The 18,827-nt window shown below is 59.0% G+C and carries 8 protein-coding genes, 2 tRNA genes, 1 rRNA gene and 1 other annotated feature (1 of these 12 cut by a window edge); of the genes, 8 read left to right on the top strand and 3 right to left on the bottom strand.

Translation table 11 applies throughout. From position 1 onward, the window contains the following. Nucleotides 1-5 precede the first annotated feature (5 nt). The 3 genes from AWU82_RS09735 to AWU82_RS09725 form a co-directional block, all read right to left on the bottom strand. On the bottom strand, nt 6-8,564 hold the full coding sequence (locus tag AWU82_RS09735) for a two-partner secretion domain-containing protein (protein WP_064380474.1): 8,559 nt from the start codon (nt 8,562-8,564) through the stop codon (nt 6-8). A gap of 25 nt (nt 8,565-8,589) precedes the next feature. Next, nucleotides 8,590-10,296, bottom strand: a complete 1,707-nt coding sequence (locus AWU82_RS09730) for a ShlB/FhaC/HecB family hemolysin secretion/activation protein (RefSeq protein WP_064380476.1) — start codon at nt 10,294-10,296, stop codon at nt 8,590-8,592. A gap of 235 nt (nt 10,297-10,531) precedes the next feature. Beyond that, nucleotides 10,532-10,981 (bottom strand): winged helix-turn-helix transcriptional regulator, encoded by a 450-nt coding sequence (locus AWU82_RS09725; RefSeq protein WP_064380478.1) that lies wholly within the window; start codon nt 10,979-10,981, stop codon nt 10,532-10,534. 184 nt (nt 10,982-11,165) lie between these two features. Between AWU82_RS09725 and AWU82_RS09720 the strand changes: the two genes are divergently transcribed. The 8 genes from AWU82_RS09720 (at nt 11,166) to AWU82_RS09685 (ending at nt 18,019) form a co-directional block, all read left to right on the top strand. Beyond that, a complete protein-coding gene (locus AWU82_RS09720) occupies nt 11,166-11,984 on the top strand; it encodes an alpha/beta fold hydrolase (RefSeq protein WP_064380480.1) in 819 nt (272 codons plus the stop codon). A gap of 259 nt (nt 11,985-12,243) precedes the next feature. Then, nucleotides 12,244-13,551, top strand: a complete 1,308-nt coding sequence (locus AWU82_RS09715) for a flavin-containing monooxygenase (RefSeq protein WP_064380481.1) — start codon at nt 12,244-12,246, stop codon at nt 13,549-13,551. Between the two features lie 58 nt (nt 13,552-13,609). Continuing rightward, complete coding sequence (locus tag AWU82_RS09710) at nt 13,610-14,026, top strand: RidA family protein (RefSeq protein ID WP_064380484.1); 417 nt, start codon at nt 13,610-13,612, stop codon at nt 14,024-14,026. Nucleotides 14,027-14,053: 27 nt separating this feature from the next. Next, nucleotides 14,054-14,731, top strand: coding sequence for a DUF1028 domain-containing protein (locus AWU82_RS09705; RefSeq protein ID WP_039766940.1), 678 nt, complete (start codon nt 14,054-14,056; stop codon nt 14,729-14,731). Continuing rightward, nucleotides 14,728-15,876, top strand: a complete 1,149-nt coding sequence (gene argE, locus AWU82_RS09700; RefSeq protein WP_064380486.1) for an acetylornithine deacetylase — start codon at nt 14,728-14,730, stop codon at nt 15,874-15,876. Before AWU82_RS09705 ends, argE begins: the two co-directional genes overlap by 4 nt. Before the next feature lie 342 nt (nt 15,877-16,218). Continuing rightward, nucleotides 16,219-17,755: ribosomal RNA gene (locus AWU82_RS09695) — 16S ribosomal RNA — on the top strand. Between the two features lie 81 nt (nt 17,756-17,836). Then, nucleotides 17,837-17,913 (top strand) — tRNA-Ile (locus AWU82_RS09690). A gap of 30 nt (nt 17,914-17,943) precedes the next feature. Beyond that, nucleotides 17,944-18,019 (top strand) — tRNA-Ala (locus AWU82_RS09685). Between the two features lie 258 nt (nt 18,020-18,277). Further along, nucleotides 18,278-18,827, top strand: a sequence feature (23S ribosomal RNA rRNA prediction is too short) (it continues 1,441 nt past the right edge of the window).

The following is an 18,827-nucleotide window of genomic DNA, read 5'->3' as shown; positions in this document are numbered from 1 at the left end:
CTCCATCATTCTTCTCCGAACATGTTGATGCAGTTTTGACAACGAGGAATTACCTCACCGGTTCTAGGCCTGATTGCGGATGTAAACTTTATATCCTTAAGCTTTAGATGCGGATTATTCAGAAGCAACTCGTTTGCTGCTCTGAACTCTGCGCAACGTCCCAACGTATTTCCGCAAGCTGTTTTCACACCCAAACCACCCAAACGCTCTGCATATGCCTTGAGTTCTGGTGCGATTATATCCGGTACCGGACCATTCGAAGAAGCCACAACTTTCCCTGTCCAAGGATCTACAGCCCCAATGGCTGTCGCGGGCTTAAACTTACCAGTGAATGACCCAATAAAAATATCCAGCTGACTTCGAGCGTCATCGAGAAGCTTTGTTATCGGGGCAAAGAACTGATTGCCTGAGTCTGCGGCATCACTTTGGAACGTTGTATTCGGTCGCCCTATAGTGCCAGTACCTGCTGCTCCTCCTGACGATGTCACCCCAGGCGTGGCAACAGTTTTTGTATCGGCAACTACACCTGGCAGGTGAGTCTCAGTCCGGCCTATAACGCCAGTACCTGCAGTCTCACCTACCAAGGTGGTCTCGGTCCGACTAACAACACTGGTTCCCGCAGCCTCACCTACTAAGGCTGTCTCGGTCCGACCAACGGCATTTGCTGCAGTACCCAAACCTGCTGTGAGCACCGTCCCAGCAATTTCCGCATGATCACCCAACATCGTTTTGTGGGCAGAATTCAGTTCGTCTGTGTGGTTTGAATCCTGGAAATCCTGGACGATCCCACGCTCTTCGGCATTTAAAGCTCCGTTAGCGTCATAGTCCTCCAGCGCCAGCGTCCCACCTTCAGCAGCGGTCGTTTGGCCATTGCACTCGGCGAATCCCTCGCACTTGAACAATTCATTACCGCTGGTTTTTGCGCTTAATTTGGCATATTCATCTTTCACCTTTTGTCGGCAGGCAGCTGGATCTTGAGCGGTCCTACACCCCTTGAGGTCCTTGACGAGGTCGTCGACCTGCTGGTGATTCAGGAAGTTGTACTGAGTCGCGTTGTTCGTAATCCAAGACGCGACCTCCAATGACTCTTGGTCCGTATTGCCCAGCGCAGTAGCCGACAACACCCCAACAATCTGCGACCCCATCAGCAATAATTCAGGATTACCCTTGAACCACTTGTTCATCTCAACAACAAGCGCTTCGTTCGCACCAGCCGCCAATGCGCCTGTCGCGAAATCCCCGCCAGTCATTTCGGACAATAACCCGCCCACTGCCGCGTGAATGATGACTTTGCTGGCGGAACCATCACCAACAACGCCTTGGGTAAGATCCCCTACCAGGTTGAAACTGAACGCCGCTACCGTATTGAAAAGGGCGGTTTTCAACACGTCAGCGACGCTTGCATCGCCTCCCACTGCCTTGGTGATCAGCGCGGAGGTACCGCCTTGAATTATCTGGCTTCCCGCGAATCTGCCGACGCCTTCCCATGTCGCCAATGACGGCCCAAGCAACTTTCCGGTGTTAGGTTCGTATTTCAAACCCGTCAACTTAGTCAGGTACTCAGACATCAATCCGGCTGTCACGCCGGAAATGACGTAGCCCTTCAATGCATCGGGTGAAGTGACGTCCGCAAAAACAGCCCCGAGATTTCCGCCATTGTTGATGAAGCTGGTTGTTGCATTCGTAGCTGCTCCCGCCGCGACTGCGGCAAGGCCAGCAGCCCAGGCTGTCCCCATACTCGCACTCAGTGCGGTAAACGCAGCGGGGCCGACAAAGGCTGCCATGATGATTGCAATGATCATCTGCGAGGCCGGACCAAGACCCGAGTTGCTGTATTTGAACGACTCGTGAATCTCCTTCACTCGCCGCCAATCAACATCCCCCCGCGCTTCAGCATCCTTCAGCCACGCCAACTGCGGATCGGCCTTGACCATGGTGTCGATGGTCTGGCTGACCGACTCCTGGTTCACATCCTTGATATCAATCTTCAGCCCATCAACCGCCTTCAGCACGATGTTGCCCTTGGCAATCATCTGGGTCTGGCGCAGGGTTTCGTCGGTATTGCCGCGGCCTTTGGCGGATACCCACGCGGCGTTGTTGTTGGTTTTGGTGTGGCTCTCGTCATGCAGATCCTTCACCCCTTCAAAGGTGATGGAGCCGCCACTGTCGAGGATGATGTCCTTGCCGCTGTCGAGCTTCGCCACCTGATAGGTCTGGTCGCCCTTGCTGACCAGCGAGAGATTGCCGCCGGTCTTGATCTCGGTGCCGACGTGGGTGATCTGGGTGACTTCGTCGCGCTGTAGTTTCAGGTTGCCGAAGCCGCCCTTCTCCTTCATGTCATAGAGGGTGTAGTCCTTGTTCTGCGCGGCCAGCAGATTCAGGTCATTACCCGCGTAGACATAGGCTTCATTGCCTGCGCTGATCTTGCTTGCAACCAGCGTCGTATCGCGACCGGAGTTGGTCTTGACATCGCCACCGGCAATGAACTCGGCAGCCTTCTGGACAGTGTGGTTGTCTTCTTCGTGAACGCGTTTCTTGCCGTCCTTGCTGTGGGTTTCGAGGTTGTGTTCGTCGCCCGCCGAGGACAGGTAGATGTCGCGTTTGGCGTCGGCGGTCAGGTTGCCCTTGGCCTCGGCGGTGCTGGCCACGACATTGAGGTCGCGGCCGGCGTCGAGCTTCAGGTTGCCGCCGCTTTTCACGCTGGAGCCGAGGTTTTCCACGGTGGTGGTGATGACCGAGCGATGGCCGCCATCGAACGACTCGTGCAGTTCACTTTCGTTGCGCGTCGCCAACAGGTTGATGTCGCGAGTGGCGCTCAGGGTGGCGTCGCCGCCGCTGCTGATGGACGACGAGTTGACGAGGTCGCGGCCCGACTTGATGGTCAGCGTGTCGCGTGCGCTGATGTTGCCACCGTCGTCCACCAGGGTGCGCATACCGTTGCCGTCACGTACGGCGACGGCGGTGCGATCGTTGACGATGTCGCCCTTGAGGCTGGTGAGGCTGACCTGATTGCCCCGGATCTCGCCGGCCAATGCGTTGCGAATGCTGTCGGAGGCCATGAGCGTGATGCGCTCGTTGGCTTCGACCAGCCCGCCCTGATAAAGACTGCCTTTGACGTCGACAGACAGATCCTTGGTCGCCTGCAACGTGCCGACGTTGACCAGATCATTCCCCGCCATCAGTTCCAGGTCGCGACCTTGAATCAGACTGCCGCCACGCACGTTGCGTGACTCGGCCTGGGCCAGATAGAGCACCGGCACCAGCACTTTCTGACCGTCGACAACGCGTTCTTCCATCCAGACGATGTCGTGGGTCAATGCCGCCACCTGCTCGGACGTCAGGCTCACGCCTACCGACAGGTTCAGCTCATTCTTGCTGGCGAGCGCGTTATCCATCAGATAACGGAACTGCTCGTAATCGTTGTTCAGGCCACCAGCGAGGAAGCGCTGACCGGTCTGGGCCATCACTGCGTCGCTGATCAGTCGCGTCTCGTAGCGGCCATCGCCGAGTCGGCGCGCCGCTTCATCGGCGCTGAAGTCGAGTTTGCCCAGCAGGTAATCGGAACTCATGAACGGCGCGGATTGGGTCAGCTCCGGGTTGGTTTCGATCAGGTAACGGCTCTGCGGGTTCGAGCTCTGCACGAACATGCCGTACGGGCCTTTCGGCAGACGGAATGTCGAGGACGCCGTCGGATCCACAGCGGCAAACGGCACGCCTTTGAAGTCGACAGGCACAAAGCTGATCTGCTTCACGCCATCGGCGTCCACGCGCTCGATCCGGGTGACGTCTTTCGGCGCCTGGGCGCTGGCGTCAGTGCTGTGCTTGCCCAGGTTGATGTTGATGCCGCCGACCGAAGTCGTCTGATCGCTGGAGAGCTTGCCGGTCAGTTGATCGTAGGTGTTGTCGTAGAGCGTGCCGTTCTGGATGCTGTGAGCGACGTCCAGTTTGACTTTGCCACCGGCCTGGAGCACCGCCGAATAGACGTTGTTGCCGTTTTCATCCCAAGTGGTGACGTCACTCATCTGCGAAAAGCGTGAGTCGCTGGAGCGGCTGACCAGTTCGTTGAAGCGCTCCTCGTCGAAGTTGCCAGCGGCGACCGCCGCGTTGAAGGCCGGGATGTCGATGAATTCCATCTTGTCCCAGAGGCTGTTGTCGATGTGCCCGGGAGTACCGATCTTCACCACCCGATGACCCGAGCGCGACACGGCCCCCTGATTCAGCAGACTGTCGGCAGACACGGTCAGATCGCCGTTCGCGGCCAGCAGGCTGTAGCGGTTCTCGACGTTATTGGCATGAATGGTGAGGTTCTTGCCAGCGACAAACCGTGCTGCGCGAGAGTCCTTCAAGACCTGGTCGTTGAAATCGGTGGTGATGGTGATAGTGCCGCGCTTCCAGCCGTCACCGCCGCCGCAATGCTGACCACACACCCAGCTCAGGCTGCCGGACGACTGCCCCGAGGTCATCTCGAATTCGGCCTTGGCGTTTTCAAACGAAACGGCGTTGATGTCGATGTCACCTTCACCTTCAATGGTGCCCGACAGGTTGCTGAAGGATGAGGCCCGGCCACCGCCCACAGCGTCGAATGTCAGCTTGCCGCGGCTGTAGATATCGCCATAGAAGTTGCTCAGGCTGTTGCCGTGCAGCTCCATCGTGCCGCCGCTGAACAGCAGCGTGTCAGGGCCGTTGCTGATGCCGTTGGTGGCATTGAACAGAAGATTGCCTTGTGCGCCCAGCGTGCCTTTGTTGTCGATTCGGGCAGCGGAAACCGTGAGGTTCTGGTTGGCAATCAGTCGACCCAGGTTGTCGAGCGTGCCGCGCAGTGTCAGCTCGGTGTCGCCACCGCTGACCAGACGGCCATCCCGCTGAATCAGGTCGTTGGCGCCGATAACCAGTTTCTGTTTGGCGGACACCCGTCCGCTGTTGATCAGGTTGCCACCCAGGCTCAGCGTAAGGTCACCGTCGCTGGCCAGTTCGCCGGCGTTTTCCAGGCTTGCGACATTCAGTTTGAGCGACGAGGCACTGGCGATACGATCCCCGGCGTTGAGGGTCAACCCCTGCGTGCTGGTGTAGGTCAGGCCACCATTCAGTTGCCAGGTGCCCACGCCATTGACCGAAGCGATATCCCAAACGCCTTTGCCCAGGCCGGTGAGGCTGCCTTGAGAGCCGGTCAGGTTGCTCAGGTCCAGATCGAACAGCCCTTGAGCGGCGTGACGAACATTGCCGCTGAGGTTGTTGAGCTGGGCACCGGCAAGTTCCAGATCGTGGCTGCCGATCTCGATGACGCCGTTCTGGTTGTTCAGGTTGCCAGTCAGTTTGATCTGGCTGGAGGCGCCGCCCAGTGCGCGAATCTGCCCGCCAGCGCTGTTGTTCAGTTGGCCGCCGATCAGTTTCAGGTCCGTCGCCGACTCGATCAGGCCGCCCTGATTGAGAATCTGGCTGACCGCTTCAAGGCCCAGTCGATTGCCGCTGATCTCGCCGCCCGTGTTGTCCAGGCTGGTGCCATCGAAAACGACCTGGTCTTTGCCGAAGATCTTGCCGGCGCGGTTGGTCAGACGTGTCACCGTCAACTTCAAATCACCCAGCAGGCTGGAGATCAAACCGGCCTTGCCATTGACTGCGCTGTTGTCGAGGTCGGCGCTGGTGATGTCGAGGGTGTCGGCCTGCAGCGTGCCACCCTGGTTCTGCAGGTTTCCGGTGCCCAGCGCGAGTTCTGCGTGGCTGCCATTGGCGAGAATCGCGCCCTGCTGATTCAGCACGGTGCTGCCGACGATTTTCAGACCATCGCTGCCCGCAATGATCTGGCCCGCGTCACGGTTGTCGATGGACGTACTGGTGATGTCCAGACGCTGGCCGCGCAATGTGCCGCCGCGATTGTCGAGTTCGACCAGTTGTTCGAGCAGCAGGTGTTGCTCGGCGGCGTCGACCACGCCCGTGACGTTTTTGAAGACCCCGGCGATTTTCAGCGTAATGTCACCGCCCGTGCCGACGATGCCGCCCTTGTCGCTGTTGTTCAGTTCAATCGCGTTGACTTCAATGGTTTTGCCCAGCAGGACACCGGCACGGTTGTCGACCGTGTCGCTTTCGATGTACAGGTCAGCGTCGCTCTGGATCCGGCCCTTTTGATTAAGCAGTTGCGACTGACCGGCAACGGTTTGCTTGAGAATCAGCCGAGCGCCGTCAACACCCGCCGCCAACAGACCGCCCTCGCCGTTGTCGAGGCTGGCGGCTTGCAGGTCAAGGCGATCGCCGATCACCCGCCCGCCACGGTTGTCGATGTGGCCATTGCGAGCGACCAACAGCAATTGTTGCGCAGCCACCACGCCTTTGCGGTTGTCGACACTGTCGGCGTGAATATCTACATCACCCTGGCTGGCTTGCAGTCGACCCAAGGCATTGTTCAGGTGCTTGTTGACGACCAGTGTGAGCTTGCCGGCTTCGGCGCTGATAGTGCCTTTGTCATTGCTGGTGAGATTGTCCAGCGTCGCATCGACAACACCGCCGAGCAGTTGGCCGTTGGTGTTGTCCAGATCGCGTGCGGTCAGGTTCAGGGTCGTGTTGCCCTGAATCAGGCCCTGAGTGTTGTCCAGGTCTTCGCTGGCCAGCACGCTGTCATCGGATGAAATCGTGCCTTGGGTATTGTCGAGTTTGCCGCGACTGGTGAGCCCAAGTGTTTTACCGGTCAGGCTGGCATTGCGGTTGTCGATGCGCTGGGCCGCGACGTTCAAATGCTTCGATGCCTGCACCTTGCCGTCGTGGTTGTCGAGATCCTGATCCAGCGTCAGATCAACATTGCCGTTTTCGGCACTGATGACACCCTTGCTGCTGTTGTCCAGCCGAGTGCCGGTGATCCGAATCGAATCGGCGGCCAACGTACCGCCCTGATTGAGCAGCTCCGCACCCGATACGACGAGGTCGGTCTTTGCCTGGATCTTGCCTTTGCCGTTGTCCAGACGCTCGAGGGCAACGACTTTGGTGTCGCTTTGGCTTGCAGCAATCAGGCCGCCAGCGTTATTGAGTTGTCGGGTATCGATATCCAGACGTCCGGCGATGATCTTGCCGTCGTCGTTGTGCAGCGCCCGCGCATTGAGTTTCAAACTACCGCCGGCGATTTCAATCCGGCCTTTGCGGTTGTCCAGATTATCAACGGAGAGCGTTGCCGCCTGGCCATCGGCGAAGCGGATCAAGCCGCTGAGGTTGACGATGGCCGGGACGTTGAAAGCAAGACTGGTTTCGCCGTAGATCCGTGCGTCAGTACCTTGGTTGACCAGGCGAGTGGCGCTCAGCGCGACATTTTTGGCCTGGACGATACCGTTCTGGTTATCGAATCCGCCGGCGGCACTGGCGCTCAACGAACGACTGGCCAACACACTGCCACGGTTGCTCACGGTGCCGCTGTTGAGGGTGAGATCGCCATTGCTGTTGCGGCTGTTGTCCGCATTCACCCCGGCCTCGATCACGCCGGAATTGACCAGTTTGCCGCCACTGGTCAGGCGAACGCTGTCCCTGGCGGCAAGGCTTTGCTGGTTGACCAGATCCTGTGCGGTTTGCACCGCCAGTTGCGTGCCCGCGTAAACGGACTGCTGGGCTTCGAGACCCTTGGCTTTGATGTCGACCGCATTGCTGGCCGTGACTTTGGCCAGCGTCAGTTGGCCATTGGCGTCGATCTGGATATCGCCTGCGCTCGCCGCCAGTTCGCCTGCCAGTTTTACGCCGACACCGGCCTCGGTCCCGACCAGTTTGATTGCCCCGGCGTACATCCCGCCGAGTGCCGAAGAGTCGATCGCCAGCTGCGGCTTGGCGCTGCCGTCATCGGCACGCGCGGTGGCGTTGAGCGTTTCGGCGTTTACATCGTTGCGACCGGTGGTGATGTTCAGGCGTTTGGCGTGAATCTGCGCGTTGATCTGCGCACTGCGGGTGATGATTTCGAAGCTGTCGACAGCGCTGGCGTCCAGACCTTTGCCATCGATGGAAACGCTGCCCTGATCGACCTGGAAACGATCCAGCCGACCCGCGCCATCGAGTACCGGTTTACCGGTGGTGAGGGTGACGCGTGGTGTATTGATGAAGCCGCAACCGTTACAGCTGATGCCGTACGGGTTGGCGACGATCACCCGCGCTGACTGCCCCGCCACTTCGGTATACCCGCGTAACTGGCTCGGACTGCCACCGTTGACTTCGTTGAGGATGGTTTGCGCAGCTGCTGCGCGCAGATTCGGGTTACCGAGAATGATCCCGCCCATCTGCGTCAGCTGAGTTCGACTGGTCGCGTTGTTGAGGATCAGGCCTTGGGCGTCGACGTTGTAATCGTGGAACTGGTTGTGCGACAGCCCTGCGCCGTTGGGCGTGGCAATGTTGATGATCGGCACGCCGTTGCCCGCCCGGTCGAGCGTGGTGCCGGGCGCGCTGACCACAATACCGTCTGCCTGCGCCCACATCGGCTGCCAGAACATGACGTTGGCCAGCAGGAACGCCAGGCCGCGTTTGGGCATGCCCCAGAAGTGTTCACGGTTTTTTACGGCAGCAGAAGGCTGACTGGCCAGAAAGGCCAGTTGGCGGAAGTCCATAGCAGAATCTCGGAAAGGGCAAAAACTAGAGGAAGAAATCCACGCGGAAATAGATCGGCGCTTCGCGCTCGGTCATCACGTCAGGGCGTTCCAGGGAATGGGCAAAAGTCACACTTGCTGCCACGTGTTCGCCACGCGCAAACAACTCCAGCGAGTTGCTCGACATGCGCCCGTGTTGCTCGCCGTTGTAACGGTCGCCACGGATCACGCCCTGGTCGTAGCCGAGGCTGGTGCCGTATTCGGCGAACACCGGGCGCAGCCATTCGGCGTTGATCGGGCGCGACCAGCGCAGGTCGTTGCGCCAGTAGCCGCCGCTGTCGCCAGACAGCGATTGATCCTTGTAGCCACGGATCGAAGACGACCCGCCGAGGCTGGTGCGCTGCGGGCTGAACAGCACGTCTTCGCTGCGCTGGCCGGTCATCAGGCTGCTGAAGCTGAAGGACTCGCCCCACACTTTGAATGGCTGCAGATAGCTCAGGGTTGCGGTGTATTTGCGGTAGCGCGCGTCAGGCTCGCCGGGGCCTGGATCGTGACTGCCCTGAGCGTCGAATGCACCGATACCTTCCTGCATGCCGGCGTCGAAGTTGACGAAGGCGCTGCCGATCCGCCGCCCATGGTTGAAGCCGAACTGTGCTTCGCTGATACGGTTGCTGCTCAGCTTGAGCTTGCTGTCTTCGATGAAATTGTTGGTGCGCAGATACGACAGACCGGCGCTGAGAGAGGTCTTGCTGACCGAGTCGCGATGGATCACCCGCTCGGCGCGCAACTGATGGTTCTCGCTGTCGCCGGTCTGCTTGAAGTTGTAGCCGTTGGCAGCGATCTGCGAGCGGTACTCACTCTGGCTGTAGGTGTAGCTGAAGTTCCACCAGCCCCACGGCAGGTTGTAGTTGAGCATGGCGTTGTTGGAGGTGTGCTGATGATCGGTCATTGCGTCATGACCGCCGCGCAGACTCAATTGGTCGGCCAGGCCCAGCGGGCTGTCCCAGTCGAATGTCGTGCCCCACTGCTGCTCGCCGGTGCTGCGCTGGCCGTCGTTGCTGCGCGACAGCCCTGCGCGCCAGGGCTTTTGCGGAGTATTGGTGACCAGCACCTCACTGCCGCCAACGTTCTTGCCCGGCGAAAGCTCCATTTTTGCCTGATTGGACGGCAGACGATTGAGCTGATCGACCATCTGCTCGATCTCGCGCAGGTTCACCAGCTCACCGGCCTTGCCGGGAAACGCCATCGACAACTCACGCTCAGAGAGCTTGCTGTTGTCGGCGCCTTTCAAGCCCTCGAGTTTGCCTTCGACCACCAGTACTTTCAGGTGCCCGCCGGACAGGTCCTGTTGCGGCAAGTAGGCACGACTGGTGACCAATCCCTTCTCGATGTAGTGGTCGGTGATGACTTTCAGCAACTCGTTGAGCTGTGGCACGCCCAGGCACTGGCCGATGTAGGGCTTGAGCAGGCGAGTCCTGTCACTCTGCGACAGGCTGTCGGCGCCTTTGAGCTCGATGTCGTTGATCTGAAAGCAACGCGTGTCGGTGGGGGCTTCCGGCTGAGCCGGTTTGGCCTCTTTGCCAGGTAGATCCTTGAGCTCTTCGAGCCGTCGCTGCTGCTCTTCGAGCAGACGGTTCTGGCGTTCGCGGATCAGGTCGGTTTCACCAGGGGTGGGTGCTGCAAGTGCGGTTTGGAGCGGAGAAAGGCATAGCAAAGCCAGGCACAACCTCGCCACGAGGGCGGGTGAGGACATGTTCGATCCCTCGAGACGGAAAGCGATATCAGAATAGTGGCGCCATGTTAAAGTGCCACTATTCTGACGTCAATTTAAGGATTCACCGAAATAGTGTGGCCGACGAGCGGCATCGGTGAAATCGTCCGACTCCGACAGAGATGCAGGATGTTTCGTAGATCAACCAAGGAAAAACGGTCACCAAATCAGAGAACGTTCCGAAAACGAAATATCCGACAGACCCGCTCACTTCACCTCAGTACTCAATAGCCCGTTTCGTCGCCACATCGTCCGGTGCCAACAATCGACCATCGGCTGACCGCAACTCAAGCTTGCGAATCGGTTGCCCCTTCTGCGCATCGACCATCACCGACCCCGCCTCGCCCGGCTCGAACATGAACTCCCCACCCCACTGCGACAACGCGACGATCACGGTTTGCAAGGCTCGGCCCTTTTCAGTCAGCACGTACTCCTTGTAGGCGCTGCCATCGGACGCCGGCGCCAGGCGCAGGATGTCGCGCTCCACCAGCCCTTTGAGCCGGGTGCTCAACATGTTCTTGGCGATTTCCAGGCTCTTCTCGAAATCGCTGAAACGACTGATGCCTTCCAGCGCGTCGCGGATGATCAGCAGCGACCACCAGTCACCGATCAGGTCCAGCGTCCGGGCAACCGGGCAGATGTTGCCCTCCAGGCTTTTGCGTTTCATTCAGCGCTCTCCAGCAAAACGGTCATCAAATCGTGGTTGCATCTTACAACTCTGACGCCCGCAGGCGTCTACGCTGATTGGCTGGCGAAACTTAGCACCTGCGTACAAGTAGACCAGACGCTTAACCGCGATAGTCAGCGATGCCATCCCGGCAACCACACACGCCCCGACACAAGGAGTTTTCATGAGCACGTTCAAGACCCAAGACGGCACCGAGATCTATTTCAAGGACTGGGGCAGCGGCAAGCCCGTTCTGTTCAGCCACGGCTGGCCGCTGGACGCCGACATGTGGGAATACCAGATGGAGTACCTGAGCAGCCGCGGCTACCGCACCATCGCCTTCGACCGCCGTGGTTTCGGACGCTCCGAGCAGCCGTGGACCGGCTACGACTACGACACCTTCGCCGATGACATCGCGCAGTTGATCGAGCACCTGGATCTGCGTGACGTGACCCTGGTCGGCTTCTCCATGGGCGGCGGCGATGTCAGCCGTTACATCGCGCGCCACGGCAGCGAGCGTGTCGCCGGGCTGGTGTTGCTGGGCGCAGTGACGCCGCTGTTCGGCAAGAAACCAGACTTCGCCGAGGGCGTCGACAAGTCGGTATTCGACGGGATCAAGGCGGGTCTTTTGAAGGATCGCGCGCAGTTCATCGCTGACTTCAACACGCCGTTCTATGGCCTCGATAAAGGTCAGAAGGTCTCGGACGGCGTGCTGACACAAACCCTGAACATCGCCCTGCTGGCCTCGCTCAAAGGCACCGTGGATTGCGTCACTGCGTTCTCGGAAACCGACTTCCGTCCTGACATGGCGAAAATCGATGTACCGACCCTGGTGATCCATGGTGACGGCGACGTCATCGTGCCATTCGAGACCACCGGCAAACGCGCCGCCGAGCAGATCAAGGGTGCCGAGCTCAAGGTTTATGCCGGTGCGCCGCACGGGTTTGCCGTGACCCATGCGCAGGCACTGAACGAAGACCTGCTGGCGTTCCTCAATCGTTGAATTCGATGTAAATCAAGCGCCAACTGAAAAGGGCCGTCGACACACCTGTCGATGGCCCTTTTTTCCATGCCCCGGATTTTGGCGAAAGGGCCAAGCCCCGTGTTTACGGGGCTTTCAGGCCTCTGCATCACGTTTTTATCTTCACATGCCAGCTTAATAATATTTTACCGATAACCACCCCCTCCCTAGTCTGATCCCAAGCACAGAGAACAGGTCGACAGCGGCCTGAATCCAACGGCCTCGTGAGAAGGGATCAGAGATGACCACTGAAATAATAAAAACAGACACGCTTGTTGTCGGCGCCGGTCAAGCGGGTGTGGCCATGAGTGAACACCTGAGCAAACTCGGTGTGCCGCACCTGGTGCTGGAGCGCAACCGCATTGCCGAACGCTGGCGCACCGGGCGCTGGGATTCGCTGGTGGCCAACGGCCCGGCGTGGCACGACCGCTTTCCGGGGATGGAATTCGATGATGTCGATCCGGACGGTTTCGCCCACAAGGAACGCGTCGCCGACTACTTCGAAGCCTATGCGAAGAAATTCAATGCGCCGATCCGCACCGGCGTCGATGTGAAAAGCGTGGTGCGCAATGTCGGGCGTCCGGGCTTCACCGTCGATACCTCCGAGGGCGTGATCGAAGCGGCCCGCGTCGTCGCCGCCACCGGCCCGTTCCAGCGTCCGGTGATCCCGGCGATTGCGCCGAAAGATGAGCGTCTGCTGCAGATCCACTCGGCCGACTATCGCAACCCGCAGCAACTGCCGGCCGGCGCAGTGCTGGTGGTCGGTGCCGGTTCGTCGGGCGTACAGATCGCCGATGAGTTGCAGCGCTCGGGCAAGCAGGTTTACCTCTCGGTCGGCGCCCACGACCGCCCTCCCCGCGCTTACCGCAACCGTGATTTCTGCTGGTGGCTGGGCGTGCTCGGCGAGTGGGATCAAGCCGCGATGAAACCCGGCCGCGAGCACGTGACCATCGCCGTCAGCGGCGCCCACGGTGGCCGCACCATCGACTTCCGTGGCCTGGCCCATCGCGGCATGACCCTGGTCGGCGTCACCGAATCGTTCAGCAACGGCGTGGTGACCTTCAAACAGGACCTGCGCGACAACCTCAAGCGCGGCGACGAGAACTACCTCGCGCTGCTGGATGCCGCCGACGCCTACATCGAACGCAACGGTCTGGATCTGCCACTGGAACCGGAAGCCCGAGAAACTTATCCGGATCCTGAATGCGTGAAAAACCCGCTGGCCGATCTCGATCTGGCCGCCGCCGGCATCACCTCGATCATCTGGGCCACCGGGTTTGCCGTGGACTATTCCTGGCTGAAAGTCGCCGCGTTCGATGACAACGGCAAGCCGCAGCATCAGCGCGGCGTGTCCAGCGAAGCGGGCGTGTATTTCCTCGGTCTGCCGTGGCAGTCGCGACGCGGTTCTTCGTTCATCTGGGGCGTGTGGCACGACGCCAAGCACGTGGCCGATCACATCGCCACCCAGCGCAAATACCTGGCCTATCGCGATGCCGAACAACGCGAAGCCGCGCTGCACAACCACGCTGTCGACACCGTCGACGCTTGATTTCCCTCTTCAATCCCGGCGTCCGTCGCGCCGGGTCCGATTTCGTCAGGAGCCGCACATGAGTCAGCCAACCCACACCCGCATCCGCATGTTCAACACCAAGGACACCTACCCGAACCAGACCCTGGACAACGACCTGTGCCAGGCCGTGCGCGCCGGCAACACCGTGTATGTGCGTGGTCAGGTCGGGACCAATTTCGAGGGCGAACTGGTCGGCCTCGGCGACCCGCGCGCGCAGACCGAACAGGCCATGCGCAACGTCAAGCAACTGCTCGAAGAGGCCGGCAGCGACCTCAGCCACATCGTCAAGACCACCACTTACCTGATCGACCCGCGCTACCGCGAGCCGGTGTATCAGGAAGTCGGCAAATGGCTGAAGGGTGTGTTCCCGATCTCCACCGGGCTGGTGGTGTCGGCTTTGGGTCAGCCGCAGTGGCTGATGGAGATTGATGTGGTTGCGGTGATTCCCGAGTAATTCGACCTTAGCGAAAGGAGGCCACACATGACATTTTCCATCGCCGCCCGCTGCCCCGAAACCGGTCAGTTCGGCATCGCCATCAGCTCCTCCAGCATCGCCGTCGGCGCACGCTGCCCGTGGCTGTTGCCGGGTGTCGGCGCAGTGTCGAGCCAGAACATCACCCTGCCGTCCCTCGGCCCGGAAGTGCTTGCCCTGATGGAACAAGGCCTGGCGCCCGAGGCGGCGCTGGACAAGGTGCTGACCCGCAACGGCTACAGTCAGTACCGGCAGATCACGGCGATCAACCACCTCGGCCAGACCGCGCATTTCAGCGGCGCGCAGACCTTGGGCGTGCACAACGCCGTGTCGGGCGAGCAATGCGTGGCGGCGGGCAACATGTTGGCCGGGCGCTCGGTGATCGAAGCCATGGTCAGCGCGTTCGAAGAAGGCGAAGGCCAGTTGGCCGATCGCCTGATCAAGGCCTTGCACGCTGCCCAGGCCTTGGGCGGTGAAGCGGGCCCGGTGCATTCGGCAGCCGTGGTCGTGGTCGGCGAGTTGACCTGGCCCATCGTCAACCTGCGGGTGGACTGGGCCGATGAAGACCCGATCGGCCAACTGCAAAAACTGTGGGACGCCTATCGCCCACAGCTTCAGGACTACATCGACCGCGCCCTCGATCCGGCAAAGGCGCCGGGTTATGGAGTCGCCGGAGACGATCGATGAGCAACAGCGTCGCGTTGCTCAAGACGCTGGTGGGGTTCGATACCACCAGCCGCGAGTCCAACCTGCAATTGATCGAGTTCGTGCGCAACTACCTCGAAAGTTTCGATGTGCCGTGCGAGCTGATCTACAACGATGAGCGCAGCAAAGCCAACCTGTTCGCCACGATCGGCCCGGCCGATCAACCGGGCATCGTGCTGTCGGGGCACACCGATGTGGTGCCGGTCGATGGCCAGCCGTGGACGCTGCCGCCGTTCGCACTCAGCGAGCGCGACGGCAAGCTTTACGGTCGTGGCACGGCGGACATGAAAGGCTACATCGCCTGCGTGCTCGCGTTGGTGCCGTCGCTGATCGAAGCACCGCTGCGTATGCCGGTGCACATTGCTTTGTCCTATGACGAAGAGGTCGGCTGTCTCGGCGTGCGTTCGCTGCTCAAGGTGCTGGAGCAGCGTCCGGTCAAACCGCTGTTGTGCATCATCGGCGAGCCGACCGAACTCAAACCGGTACTCGGGCACAAGGGCAAACTGGCCATGCGCTGCGATGTCCAAGGTCATGCCTGTCACTCGGCTTACGCGCCACTTGGGGTCAACGCCATCGAATGCGCCGCCGAGCTGATCGGCGAGCTGGGACGCATCGGCCGGCAACTCAAGGATGAGCACCTCGATCCGCGTTTCGACCCGCCGTACTCCACGGTGCAATCCGGCGTGATCAGCGGTGGCAAGGCGTTGAACATCGTCCCCGCCGATTGCCGTTTCGACTTCGAAATCCGCGCCCTGCCCTCGCAGGATCCGGCACTCGTCGCACAACAACTCAAGGCCTACGCCGAACAGCAAATGCTGCCGCGCATGCGGGCAGTCAACGAGCAGAGCGATATCCGTTTCAGTGAATTGTCGGCCTACCCGGGGCTGGCGACGGATGCCCGAAGCCAGGCTGCGCAATTGATCGCCACATTCTGTGGCTCGGACGATTTCGGCACCGTGGCGTTTGGCACTGAAGGCGGATTGTTCGACGCAGTGGGGATTCCCACGGTGGTGTGCGGTCCCGGCAGCATGGATCAGGGTCACAAGCCGGACGAGTTCGTCAGCCGCGATCAGCTCAAGGCCTGCGATGAGATGCTGCAACGGATGCTGGCGTCAATTCGCCTTTGACACCTGCCCCATGCTGGGGGGGGGGCGGACTTGGTCCGGGCGGCGCTCCGATGATGGGGTCAGATCAGTCTCTGCTTATGTTGAGGCTGATGGCCTCTTCGCGGGCAAGCCCGCTTGTATGTTTAGACTTGAAGGGGTGGGCGGGACTAAAAGCTCGATTCCGACTCTAGCCAGTACGGACCGTGGGAGACTTCTCGTCCCGCCCTTTCTACCTAAAGCGCCGATAAGGAATTCATCGGTAAAACCGACGATAGAGGCAAGCCAGCGCTACGGTAGACCCCGACAAGCTCTTAAACCCTAGCTCCGAGGATTCGTCATGACAATCCTTACCTCGCCAACGGCGAACTGAAGAGTTTGATCATGGCTCAGATTGAACGCTGGCGGCAGGCCTAACACATGCAAGTCGAGCGGATGAAGGGAGCTTGCTCCTGAATTCAGCGGCGGACGGGTGAGTAATGCCTAGGAATCTGCCTGGTAGTGGGGGACAACGTTTCGAAAGGAACGCTAATACCGCATACGTCCTACGGGAGAAAGCAGGGGACCTTCGGGCCTTGCGCTATCAGATGAGCCTAGGTCGGATTAGCTAGTTGGTGAGGTAATGGCTCACCAAGGCGACGATCCGTAACTGGTCTGAGAGGATGATCAGTCACACTGGAACTGAGACACGGTCCAGACTCCTACGGGAGGCAGCAGTGGGGAATATTGGACAATGGGCGAAAGCCTGATCCAGCCATGCCGCGTGTGTGAAGAAGGTCTTCGGATTGTAAAGCACTTTAAGTTGGGAGGAAGGGTTGTAGATTAATACTCTGCAATTTTGACGTTACCGACAGAATAAGCACCGGCTAACTCTGTGCCAGCAGCCGCGGTAATACAGAGGGTGCAAGCGTTAATCGGAATTACTGGGCGTAAAGCGCGCGTAGGTGGTTCGTTAAGTTGGATGTGAAATCCCCGGGCTCAACCTGGGAACTGCATCCAAAACTGGCGAGCTAGAGTATGGTAGAGGGTGGTGGAATTTCCTGTGTAGCGGTGAAATGCGTAGATATAGGAAGGAACACCAGTGGCGAAGGCGACCACCTGGACTGATACTGACACTGAGGTGCGAAAGCGTGGGGAGCAAACAGGATTAGATACCCTGGTAGTCCACGCCGTAAACGATGTCAACTAGCCGTTGGGAGCCTTGAGCTCTTAGTGGCGCAGCTAACGCATTAAGTTGACCGCCTGGGGAGTACGGCCGCAAGGTTAAAACTCAAATGAATTGACGGGGGCCCGCACAAGCGGTGGAGCATGTGGTTTAATTCGAAGCAACGCGAAGAACCTTACCAGGCCTTGACATCCAATGAACTTTCCAGAGATGGATTGGTGCCTTCGGGAACATTGAGACAGGTGCTGCATGGCTGTCGTCAGCTCGTGTCGTGAGATGTTGGGTTAAGTCCCGTAACGAGCGCAACCCTTGTCCTTAGTTACCAGCACGTTATGGTGGGCACTCTAAGGAGACTGCCGGTGACAAACCGGAGGAAGGTGGGGATGACGTCAAGTCATCATGGCCCTTACGGCCTGGGCTACACACGTGCTACAATGGTCGGTACAAAGGGTTGCCAAGCCGCGAGGTGGAGCTAATCCCATAAAACCGATCGTAGTCCGGATCGCAGTCTGCAACTCGACTGCGTGAAGTCGGAATCGCTAGTAATCGCGAATCAGAATGTCGCGGTGAATACGTTCCCGGGCCTTGTACACACCGCCCGTCACACCATGGGAGTGGGTTGCACCAGAAGTAGCTAGTCTAACCTTCGGGAGGACGGTTACCACGGTGTGATTCATGACTGGGGTGAAGTCGTAACAAGGTAGCCGTAGGGGAACCTGCGGCTGGATCACCTCCTTAATCGACGACATCAGCTGCTCCATAAGTTCCCACACGAATTGCTTGATTCATTGAAGAAGACGAAAGAAGCAGCCCGAAATTGGGTCTGTAGCTCAGTTGGTTAGAGCGCACCCCTGATAAGGGTGAGGTCGGCAGTTCGAATCTGCCCAGACCCACCAATTTTGTGTGGGAAACGCCTGTAGAAATACGGGGCCATAGCTCAGCTGGGAGAGCGCCTGCCTTGCACGCAGGAGGTCAGCGGTTCGATCCCGCTTGGCTCCACCACTACTGCTTCTGAAGTAAAAGCTTAGAAATGAGCATTCCATCGTTGATGGTGAATGTTGATTTCTAGTCTTTTGACTGGTTCGTTCTTTAAAAATTTGGGTATGTGATAGAAAGATAGACTGAACGTTACTTTCACTGGTAACGGATCAGGCTAAGGTAAAATTTGTGAGTTCTCTTAGTTGAGAAATTCGAATTTTCGGCGAATGTCGTCTTCACAGTATAACCAGATTGCTTGGGGTTATATGGTCAAGTGAAGAAGCGCATACGGTGGATGCCTTGGCAGTCAGAGGCGATGAAAGACGTGGTAGCCTGCGAAAAGCTTCGGGGAGTCGGCAAACAGACTTTGATCCGGAGATGTCTGAATGGGGGAACCCAGCCATCACAAGATGGTTATCTTGTACTGAATACATAGGTGCAAGAGGCGAACCAGGGGAACTGAAACATCTAAGTACCCTGAGGAAAAGAAATCAACCGAGATTCCCTTAGTAGTGGCGAGCGAACGGGGACTAGCCCTTAAGTGGCTTTGAGATTAGCGGAACGCTCTGGAAAGTGCGGCCATAGTGGGTGATAGCCCTGTACGCGAAAGTCTCTTAGTCATGAAATCGAGTAGGACGGAGCACGAGAAACTTTGTCTGAATATGGGGGGACCATCCTCCAAGGCTAAATACTACTGACTGACCGATAGTGAACTAGTACCGTGAGGGAAAGGCGAAAAGAACCCCGGAGAGGGGAGTGAAATAGATCCTGAAACCGTATGCGTACAAGCAGTGGGAGCAGACTTTGTTCTGTGACTGCGTACCTTTTGTAT

The organism is Pseudomonas glycinae, assembly GCF_001594225.2.
Taxonomy (GTDB): domain Bacteria; phylum Pseudomonadota; class Gammaproteobacteria; order Pseudomonadales; family Pseudomonadaceae; genus Aquipseudomonas; species Aquipseudomonas glycinae.
Note: the sequence above shows the minus strand (reverse complement) of the source record. Positions and strands in the feature narration are given on the sequence as shown.